Source organism: Hydrogenophaga sp. L310, assembly GCF_055703065.1.
The window spans coordinates 1-3,201 of record NZ_JBVPZA010000040.1 but is presented as its reverse complement, the minus strand read 5'-3'; the positions used below and the strand labels follow the sequence as shown (position 1 = coordinate 3,201).

The window sequence follows — 3,201 nt, the reverse complement described above, 5'->3', positions numbered from 1 at the left end:
CAGGCCGCGCATCACCAGCGGCATCGAGATGTTCTCGCGCACGGTCATGTGCGGGTACAGCGCATAGGACTGGAACACCATCGCGCAGTCCCGTGCGCTGGGTGACAGGGCGAGCAGGTCGCGGTCTCCCATGCGGATCGTGCCGGTGTCGGGCGTGTCCAGGCCGGCGATCAGCTTCAGCAAGGTGGACTTGCCGCAACCGGACGCGCCCAGCAGGGTGAGGAATTCGCCGTCGCGCACTGTCAGGTCGAGTTCCTGAAGAACGGCAGCGTTGCCGAAGCGTTTGGTCAGGCCGGAAATCTGGATGTCAGACATGGTCGTTCGTCTCCGCCGTTGACTGAGTCGATGTCCGGGCGGCCATCCAGCTGTGAAACTCTGCGTAGCCCGAAAACGCCACGTCGAGCGGGCGCTGCGCAGCCACGTCGGCCTGCAAGCGGGGCATCAGCTGCGCGACGTTCACGCCGACCGCGTTCACCTTGACGTTGGGGTTGGCCGCCATGAACTCCTGCAGCAGCTTGCGGGTGCCATCGGCGCCCAGGCCCGCGGTGGCCAGGTTGTAGTTGTAGAAGGTGATGGTCACCGGCTTGTCCACGGTCGCCGGGACGGGGCCTGCGCGGCCGGGCAGCGACACGGTGGCGGCCAGGGCGGCCGCGCCAAGAAGGAAAGTCTTTCTGATCATGATGATGCCTTTGGAAAGAAGGGGAGCAGGGAAACGCTCAAGCGCGTTGGGCCATCTGCGTCTCGTTGGCGGTTTCGCCGTCGACGCGGGCGCGTTCGAAGCGGGTGTGGAAGTCGACCAGGTCGAACTCGACGTCGTCGAGTGCCCGGAACTCGGCCTCCGACATTTCGGGATGCTCGTGGCCGTACCAAGCGGCGTACTGGGGCAGATCGGACGCGTAGGCCTTGAAGTAGGTCGAGTAGGCCCGCAGGCGCAGGCGCGGCCGTTGCGCGTCGAGATCGAACTCCATCAGGCGCAGCCAGCCGTCGCCGATGCCGTCGATCACTGTGGCGTCGGGGAAAGTGCCGCGAAGCGACTGCTTGCGGCCCTGGTAGTCGCTGAGGAACTGGAACACCTGGTTGCCGTGCTGGTTCGGGTCGACGCGGTGGCGCACGCCATGGAAATGGCCGCTCAGCACCGCCAGGATCTGGTCATGGCGGGAAATCAGGCTGTCCCAGAGCCGGTCGGGGGTGTGGCGCTCGGGGTCCAGGCGGGACAGGTCCAGGCATTCCGCGGCTTGGCGCTCACCCCGGGGATTGAGGAACTCGTGGATGGACACGATGGTCGGCACCCCGGGAAAGGCCTGCAGAACCGACTCGGCCCAGTCGACCACCTCGCCGTCGGGCGACATCTCCAGGCCCAGGTGCAGGAAGCGGTGGGTGCCGCCGGTGAAGATCTGGGCGCTGTTGGCGCCCTGCCGGAACGAGGAAACATACCAGGGCTGGTTCTTGAAGAAAGGCGTCTGGGCGCCGAAGTTGCGCGTCCAGTTCTCCAGCGAGCCGCAATGGATGCTGCCCACGCTGGCCAGGTCCAGGCGGTGCAAGTCGATCGCGCCGGGCTGCGGGGGGTAGTCGGCGTCGGCCCACATGTGATCGTGGTCATGGTTGCCCGGGACCACGGAGAAGGGCAACTGGCCGGCGAGGATCTCGTAGGCCGTCCTGACGGCGGGGATCTCGATGTTCAGCACCTGCTCCGGCGCAGGCGCCACGTGGTCTGCGAGCAAGGGGCTGACGATGGACCGGTGGCCGCGCCGCGCATGAGCTGCGTCCACGTCCGCGCTCATCTGGTGCTGCCACATGTCGCCCAGCGCGGTGGCGAAAGCGATCTCACCGCCATTGCCCACCGCGTTGCGGGCGATGAAGTGCATCATGTCCCAGAGCAGCTCGCGCGCGTTGAACGGGAAGCCCGCCGCGCGCTGGTTGCGGTAGCTCACATAGTTCTGCGTGTCGGGCACGACGGCGACGGTGAAGCGGGAATGGGAACGGGCGGACTCTTGCATGGCGGCACCTTTGACAGAAAGGGCGAAATCGACCCCACGCCGGCACTTCGCACTGTGTTTAGAACGTATGTACAGTAAGGTCACCCCATGACGGATTGATGACTTGTAATGGTTTTATGGGCCAATTCATGGCAAGTTGAATGGGTACTTTGGATAGAATTGGAACGGATGTACTGTCCAAGGGGCAGCGAACAAACGAAAATAGGAGACGTCAGGTGTTCACGGAGATGCCGACCGCGGCCCATGCCGACCGGCTGACGGAAGCCGCCTTCGAACTGGCCTGCGAGCAGGGATTCGCCGAGCTGAGCGCGCGGTCCCTGGCCGCCCGGACCGGGGGCAGCCCGTCCGCGATCAACTACCATTTCGGCGGCCGCGAGCAGCTGCTGCTCGCCGTCCACGCGGAGCTGGGCCGCAGGATGGAGGCCGCACGCGCCGACGCGCTGGCGCGCTGCCTCGAGCAGATGCCCGCCTGGGTGGAGCTGCCCGATATGGTCGCCGCCCTGCTGCAGATGCGGCTGGGCGAGCAGCGCAAGATCCTGGCCCTGCGGGACGAACTGGAGCTCGAGGTGAGCACGGGGCGCGAACCGCAGCTGCGGCCAGCGGCCGAGCAGGAGGTCGCGCAGGAGCGGCAGTTCTGGTGCGGGCTCGCGCGCCAGTTCGACGCCGGCCCCGTGGCGGCAGAAGCCTGGGCCGATCTTGCCCTGGGGCTGACGGGCCTGCTGCTGTGCGAGACCGATCCGGCGGCCCGCTCCGCCTGGATCACGACGCCAACCGCGCGGCTGCATGCCCGCCTGGGCCGGCAGCCCATCGTGCCGTCGGTCACGCGCAAGGCGGATGCCCGGGCCAGCATCGACGCCTTCGCTCGCGAGCGGGCGCAGACCAATGAGACTGCGCTGCGCATCCTTGACGCCACGCTCTCGACCATTGCCCGCAAGGGCGCGGACCGCGTGGTGCAGCGGGAGATCGCGGCGCGTGCCGAGGTGTCACTGGCGGCGGTCACCTACTTCTTCCGGACCAAGCACGACCTGATCACAGCGGCATTCGCCGAGCACTGCCGCCGCCTGCGCAGCCAGAGACGGGGTCTCCTCGTTTTCAGTGCAATAAGTGACGGTACGCAAAGCTAGCACTGGCGCGGGGGTGGTCTGGGTAGACCGTTGATTTCATTGACTTTCCTGTTCGCTTTGTAAACGGGTATGGTGGCCTC

4 protein-coding genes are annotated in these 3,201 nt (G+C 66.5%); 1 reads left to right on the top strand and 3 read right to left on the bottom strand.

Features of this window, described 5'->3' with window-relative positions; translation table 11 throughout:
- From AC0GNO_RS23805 to AC0GNO_RS23795, 3 genes are all read right to left on the bottom strand, one after another.
- Positions 1–315: ATP-binding cassette domain-containing protein (locus AC0GNO_RS23805; RefSeq protein WP_472905755.1), on the bottom strand; the 315-nt coding region annotated here is incomplete at its 3' end.
- Positions 308–679 (bottom strand): type 2 periplasmic-binding domain-containing protein, encoded by a 372-nt coding sequence (locus AC0GNO_RS23800; RefSeq protein ID WP_031942800.1) that lies wholly within the window; start codon positions 677–679, stop codon positions 308–310. The genes AC0GNO_RS23800 and AC0GNO_RS23805, both read right to left, overlap by 8 nt.
- Before the next feature lie 37 nt (positions 680–716).
- Positions 717–1,997: a metallophosphoesterase family protein gene (locus AC0GNO_RS23795; protein ID WP_472905754.1), complete on the bottom strand. Its 1,281-nt coding sequence runs from the start codon at positions 1,995–1,997 to the stop codon at positions 717–719.
- A gap of 215 nt (positions 1,998–2,212) precedes the next feature.
- Between AC0GNO_RS23795 and AC0GNO_RS23790 the strand changes: the two genes are divergently transcribed.
- Complete coding sequence (locus AC0GNO_RS23790; protein WP_031942798.1) at positions 2,213–3,121, top strand: TetR family transcriptional regulator; 909 nt, start codon at positions 2,213–2,215, stop codon at positions 3,119–3,121.
- The last annotated feature ends 80 nt before the right edge of the window (positions 3,122–3,201 follow it).